This window comes from Deltaproteobacteria bacterium (genome assembly GCA_019308995.1).
GTDB lineage: Bacteria > Desulfobacterota > Desulfarculia > Adiutricales > JAFDHD01 > JAFDHD01.
Window position 1 is genome coordinate 1 of record JAFDHD010000155.1, and the last position, 6,051, is coordinate 6,051.

At 51.1% G+C, this 6,051-nt stretch carries 7 protein-coding genes; all 7 read left to right on the plus strand.

The annotated features are described in order from the left end of the window. A partial coding sequence (locus JRI95_15930; GenBank protein ID MBW2063032.1) for a 2-oxoacid:acceptor oxidoreductase family protein occupies nt 1–250 on the plus strand: 250 nt, incomplete at its 5' end. Between the two features lie 77 nt (nt 251–327). Then, nucleotides 328–1,242 carry an ABC transporter permease gene (locus tag JRI95_15935; protein ID MBW2063033.1) on the plus strand — a complete coding sequence of 305 codons (915 nt, stop codon included), beginning with the start codon at nt 328–330 and terminating at the stop codon, nt 1,240–1,242. A gap of 93 nt (nt 1,243–1,335) precedes the next feature. Beyond that, the gene (locus JRI95_15940; protein ID MBW2063034.1) at nt 1,336–2,163 is read left to right on the plus strand and encodes an ABC transporter permease; all 828 of its coding nucleotides are present in this window, start codon (nt 1,336–1,338) and stop codon (nt 2,161–2,163) included. A 160-nt stretch (nt 2,164–2,323) separates the two neighbouring features. After that, a complete protein-coding gene (locus tag JRI95_15945; GenBank protein MBW2063035.1) occupies nt 2,324–3,421 on the plus strand; it encodes a mandelate racemase/muconate lactonizing enzyme family protein in 1,098 nt (365 codons plus the stop codon). A 42-nt stretch (nt 3,422–3,463) separates the two neighbouring features. Beyond that, the gene (locus tag JRI95_15950; protein MBW2063036.1) at nt 3,464–4,279 is read left to right on the plus strand and encodes an SDR family oxidoreductase; all 816 of its coding nucleotides are present in this window, start codon (nt 3,464–3,466) and stop codon (nt 4,277–4,279) included. A gap of 60 nt (nt 4,280–4,339) precedes the next feature. Continuing rightward, nucleotides 4,340–5,605, plus strand: a complete 1,266-nt coding sequence (locus JRI95_15955) for a CoA transferase (GenBank protein ID MBW2063037.1) — start codon at nt 4,340–4,342, stop codon at nt 5,603–5,605. Further along, nucleotides 5,578–6,051: CoA transferase (locus tag JRI95_15960; protein MBW2063038.1), on the plus strand; the 474-nt coding region annotated here is incomplete at its 3' end. The genes JRI95_15955 and JRI95_15960, both read left to right, overlap by 28 nt.

Genomic DNA, 6,051 nt, shown 5'->3' on the forward strand with positions numbered 1-6,051 from the left:
CCGGTCTGACTATTTTAAAGAGATCGAATCAGGCCGCGTTGGCGCTATTGACGCCCGCGCCATTGCCAGAGAATTGAATTTAGGAACGACCGCCTCCCTGATCATTAACACCATCATGCTGGGAGCGTTTGCACGAATAAGCGGGATGGTGGACATTGAATTAATCACCGCGGCGATCAGGAAAAATATTCCAGAAAAACCCGAGGCAAACATCTCCGGCGCTAAAAGGGCTTACGAGGAAGTGAAGTAAAACGCCGTGATATTGCTCAACCGCTGAGCTGGAAAATAAATTTTTTCGTCTCCTATCCGACCAACAAGGCAATAACCTTGCAAAAATATATTCTTATTAGAATCGTTCAGGCCATTTTTACCATAATTATTGTCGCCATCTTGGTTTTTTTCCTGATGCGTCTGACTGGCGATCCAGTGGCCATAATGGTGCCGCCAGATGCTGAGGAAGCGGATTTCAAAGCTCTGGAACAAAAGTACGGTCTGGATAAGCCTCTTATTATTCAATTTTTTATTTTCCTGAAGTCCGCCGCACGCGGTGATTGTGGGGAATCCTTTAAGTGGGCGGAGCCAGCTCTACGGCTGGTAGTCACGCGATGTTCGGCGACAATGGAATTGGCGATTGCGGCAGCGCTTATTGCCTGGGGAATCGGTATACCTATAGGGATAATCACTGCGGTAAAACGCGATTCCTGGTTCGATCGGTTCGGTAAAATATTTGCACTTATAGGGCAAGCAACGCCCAGTTTCTGGTTGGGGGTCATGCTCATATTGTTGTTTAGTGTGGTGTTGGGCTGGCTACCAGTATCCGGCCGAACTGAGACCAAGAGTATAATTATGCCGGCCGCGACCGTGAGCTTTATCATGCTCGCCGCAGTGGTTCGATTGAGCCGCTCCGCCATGCTTGATGCCCTTAATAGTGAATATGTCACTCTGGCGCGAATCAAAGGAGTCCCCCGTCTCTATGTCGTTTTAATCCACGCCTTTAAAAACGCTTCCATACCGATCGTGACCATAATGGCCTTGCAGATCAGTCATCTTTTTATGGGAGCGGTCATAGCCGAACAAATTTTCTCGTGGCCGGGAGTGGGCAGGCTTGCCTTGGAGGCTGTATTTGCCCGGGATTATCCGGTTGTTCAGTCAGTGGTTCTATTAACATCTTTCATTTTTTGTACGGTTAATATCCTGGTTGACATTATCTACGCGTACATTGATCCTCGCATTCGATATTAATAACTGAGTCTCAGGGAGGATAGACCATTGGCCGCCGCGGATGCCTGGGTGGAAAAAGAAACCGTTGAATCAGTTGATTCTTCCGAGAAAAAAATAAAGAGAAAATTGCCTTATCATGCCTTTGTGCTGGTTGGCCTTTTTCTTTTCGCGGTGATTTTTGGGCCGTTTGTTATTCCGCATGATCCATTCGAAACAAATTTGAAACTATCCATCCTGCCTCCGGCCTGGCAGGAAGGAGGGAGCACCAAGTATCTGCTTGGCACGGACTCCATGGGCCGGGACATGCTCAGCCGTTTGATCTACGGATCGAGAATCACCCTGATTGCCAGTCTTGTGGCTATCTGTTTGGCTGGAACAATCGGGGTCATGCTTGGAATGATCTCAGGATATTTTGGCGGGAAGACCGATATGGCCATTATGCGGACTACAGACATCTTCATGTCCCTTCCTCTGATAATGATGGCCATTATTTTGGCCAGCATGCTAAATCCAAGCCTTAAAAGTGCGATTCTGGCTATTGGACTGAGCGGTTGGACAGGCTATGCTAGAATAGTACGGGGCGAAGTCTTGAGCCTAAAGGAGCAGGATTATGTTCGCCTGGCCAGAGTCGCGGGGTGTAGCAGCAAGCGCATTCTCTTTTCTCACATCCTTCCGAATATCATGAATACCCTGATCATTATCGTCACCCTTCAACTGGGCCAGGTGATTATAGCCATGGCCGCTTTGAGTTTCCTTGGACTGGGTGTGCAGCCCCCTTCCGCCACCTGGGGTTTAATGCTCTCCGAAGGCCGCAAATATATTACTTACGCCTGGTGGCTGGCCACCTTCCCCGGGATTGCCATCCTTCTGACAGTGCTAGGGTTCAACCTGATGGGCGACTGGCTGCGGGACACCTTTGACCCGAAGCAGAAATTAAGATAGGCCCATAACTCCTGGCTTAAGCAATCTGAAGCAGGAATCCAGATTCTGAAACCAGGAAGCCAAAAGGAACATAATTATGACAATCGCTATAATTGCAGCAGCCATTTAAAGATTGGCTTAAATATGAAACCTTCCGGGAATAAAAAAACAGGAGTTTAAAATGGAAATTACCAAGGCAGAAAGCTATGTTTTGCAAGTGCCTCTCAATCAACCTATCGCCGACGGTATGCAGGCTATGAATTATTTTGAACTTGTAGGCATTAATATTCATGTGGATGAAGGGATCAGGGGTATAGGCTATACACTGACCGTGGGCGCGGGCGGGAGTGTGATCCAGAAGGTGATTGATGACCTGTTTATTGAGGCGCTCATTGGCAAGGACCCATACAATGTCAAAGAGATTTGGTGGGACCTGTACTACGGCCGGGCGCACTGGATCGGCCGGGCCGGTGCGGTCACCATGGCTCAGGCCGCGGTGGATATTGCGTTATGGGATATAATCGCTAAAAAGGCGGAGCGGCCGCTCTGGCAGGTCCTGGGCGGATGCCGGTCCACGGACCTCCCTGCCTACATCACCGCCGCCGGGTGGCTGAATTTCACCGAGGAAGAGTTAATCCAGCGTATGAAAAGGGCGCTCGATAGCGGATATACCGACTTTAAAATGAAAGTTGGGAAACCCGACCCCAGGGAAGATTATCACCGTGTCAAAGCGGTCCGGGAGGCTCTCGGCGACGAGGTCACCCTGATGATTGATGTGAACCAGGCTTGGGATTTTAATACCGCCTGCGTTTGGGGGCAAAGGCTGGAAGAGTTTAACCTTGTCTGGCTGGAAGAACCCCTGCATCCGGATGACATCAAAGCGCACCGGCTGCTCAGGGAGAAAGTTAATATTCCCATTGCACTTGGGGAACATGTCTATACTACCCAGGCTTTCCGAGATTATATAGAACAGGAGGCCGTGGATATACTGCAGGTTGACGTCACCAGAATCGGGGGTATCACCCCCTGGATGGAGGTGGCCGCAATGGCTAATGTCAACAACATCCGCGTCTGTCCCCATGCCGGTGATTTGGGCCAGGTCCATCAGCACCTCATCCGGGCCATTCCTAATAGCTGGTTTCTCGAAGGAGGCGGCTGGTGGACCAGGATGTTTAAAGATCAGGTCGAAATCAAGGAAGGCATGAACCTGACACCTTTAAACCCCGGGGCCTCCACGGAATTCGATGAAGAATACTTTGAAAAAAACAGGGTTTCATGAATGGGTTGCCATAATTGAATTTGACTGGAGGAGGAAGATAATATGTCCCGTCGTCTTGAAGGTAAAACCGCCCTCATTACCGGCTCTACCTCAGGCATCGGTAAGGGGATAGCCCTTGAGTTCGCTTGCCAGGGTGCGCGGGTCGTGGTCAACGGCCGTCGCAAGAATCTGGGCGAGGAGGTCGTGGCTGAAATCAAGTCAAACGGCGGCGAAGCCTCTTTTTACCAGGCCGATGTCTCTCAGCAGGACCAGATCGAAGCTATGGCTCGCTTTGTGGGTGAAACGTACGGCGGGCTCGATATCCTGGTGAACAACGCCGCTCTCACCGGGGCGGGTCGAGCCGGTCGAATCGGCGACCCTCCGGGAGAATTGTGGAAAGGCACCTCTGAGGAGTTATGGGATGAGTTGTACCGGGTCGGCTTACGCGGCCCTTGCTTGTGTTCAAAATATTTAATGCCTTATCTGATTAAGAGCGGCCAGGGTTCGATCATTAACATCTCCTCTATCACGGCCCTGCGCGGGTTTGCCATGGACGCCTACTCCATGGTCAAAGGAGGCCTTATCAGCTTGAGCATCTCTATGGCCGTTAGCTATGCCCGCGACCGTGTCAGGGTGAACTGTATCTGTCCGGGCTTTATCCTGGTTGAGCGAATAATGGATGACACCGATCCAAACAAAAAATTCGCACCCTTTGTCCGGCAGAGCCTGACCCGGCTGGGCAGACCCCAGGACATCGCCTACACCGCCGTTTATCTGGCTTCTAATGAATCGGAATATGTAACCGGAGCCGTGTTTAACATTGATGGCGGGCTGGCGGCCAAAGGTTTATATAGCATCCCCGGGGCTGAAACTGCTTAGAGAAATGAGCTGGATTTTTAAAGCGGAAATATAGGTTTTGAAAAGGTGGAAGAATCGAGCATGAGTCAACAGATTTTTTCTGATGTCAAGGTTCTGGACCTGACCTGGTATATTTCGGGTCCTTACTGCGCTAAATTATTCGCCGACTTTGGCGCGGATGTGATCAAGATTGAAAGACCGGAGAAAGGGGACCCGGCCAGGGAGATGGGGCCGTTTCTTGGCGATGAGAAGCATCCGGAAAAGAGTCTTCTTTTTTCTCACCTCAACCTGAACAAAAAGAGCGTTACCCTCAACCTCAAGAGCGGCGTCGGCCGGGAGATCGTGGTGGAGCTTGTAAAGGATTCGGATATCCTGGTGGAGAGCTTCAGTCCGGGGGTCATGGAAAGACTGAACCTGGACTATGAAACGCTCCACAAGATAAACCCAAACCTGGTCATGACCTCCATCTCCAACTTCGGCCAGACAGGTCCTTATCGCGACTATAAGCTGTCTGAACTCGTGCTGAACGGTTTTCATTCCATGATACATTGCGGGGTTCCTGATCGTTACCCTCTCAAAAAAGGCGGTCATGTCTGTCTTTATCAGGGCGGTCTGATCGCCGCCCTGGCCACGCTGGGCGCTTTTTGGGCCAATGAAGAGCAGGGTCTGGGCCAGCATGTTGATGTCTCTCTTATGGAGACACAGGCCGGGGATGTGGACCGAAAAAATATTGATCTCCTGGCCTGGTCCTATTCCGGTGATCCGGTCCACGCCATCAGAACGGATTACGAAGCCTGGCTGGCTAAAAATATCCTCCCCTTTGGCACCTTTCCCTGCCAGGACGGATTCATCGTCTCACTCCCCATCGTGACCCACTGGCTGCGTTTTGTGGAACTGATGAAGATGCCGGAACTGGCGGACAGATATAATTTTCCGGAAGATATATTCGATATGGATGTCAAGGGGGAGATTGATGTCATGTGGTATGAATGGCTGGCCGAGCGTACTAAAGAGGAGGCCATGGCGGACTGCCAGGCCGCGAGGTGGTTTGGCACGGCCGTTCAAACCCCGCAGGACGTGGTCGAGGACCCTCATTTTCAAGAGAGAGGTTTCTGGCAGGAAGTCGAACACCCGGTTATGGGCAGGTTGACCTACCCCGGAGCTCCGGTCAGGGTCGGCCCGGATTCATGGCAGGTGCGGCTGCCCGCGCCGACGCTCGGGCAGCACAACGCTGAAGTCTATATTCATCAATTAGGATACACCAATGAAGACCTGCAAAAATTTAAAGAGACCGGTGTTATATATAAGGAGATTAGGTCATGGCCAAGCTGCCGTTGGAAGGGATAAGGGTGGTGGAGCTATGTGTGGTTTATTCAGGCCCGTTTGCGACCTGGCTTTTAGCCGCTCTGGGGGCCGAGGTCATTCATGTGGACTCGATCCATCATCAGCCCGACATGAGCCGTTTCTTCCTGATGTGGCTCACCCCGGAGATGATGGCCGGAAGTGATGGCAGCAACTTTCCTAATCGGGAGCAGGGGGAAAAACCCTGGAACAACAGGCGGGCCTTTTTCAATCGCCTCGGCTGGAATAAGCGCAGCTGCTGTATTAACCTGGCCCATCTTCAAGGCAAAGAGGTCTTTAAGAAGCTGATTAAAACCTCAGATATCTTTATGGAGAACAACAGCGCCACGGCCATGGATCATCTTGAACTCGGTCCTGAAGTTCTGATGGAGGTTAACCCGCGTCTCATCTGCATTAACATGCCCAGCTATGGCCGCACCGGCCCATATAAA

What these genes read in the sequence shown, in the direction of transcription:
- JRI95_15945 (MBW2063035.1), top strand. Translation starts at nt 2,324, where the DNA reads ATGGAAATTACCAAGGCAGAAAGCTATGTTTTGCAAGTGCCTCTCAAT.
- JRI95_15950 (MBW2063036.1), top strand. Translation starts at nt 3,464, where the DNA reads ATGTCCCGTCGTCTTGAAGGTAAAACCGCCCTCATTACCGGCTCTACC.
- JRI95_15955 (MBW2063037.1), top strand. Translation starts at nt 4,340, where the DNA reads ATGAGTCAACAGATTTTTTCTGATGTCAAGGTTCTGGACCTGACCTGG.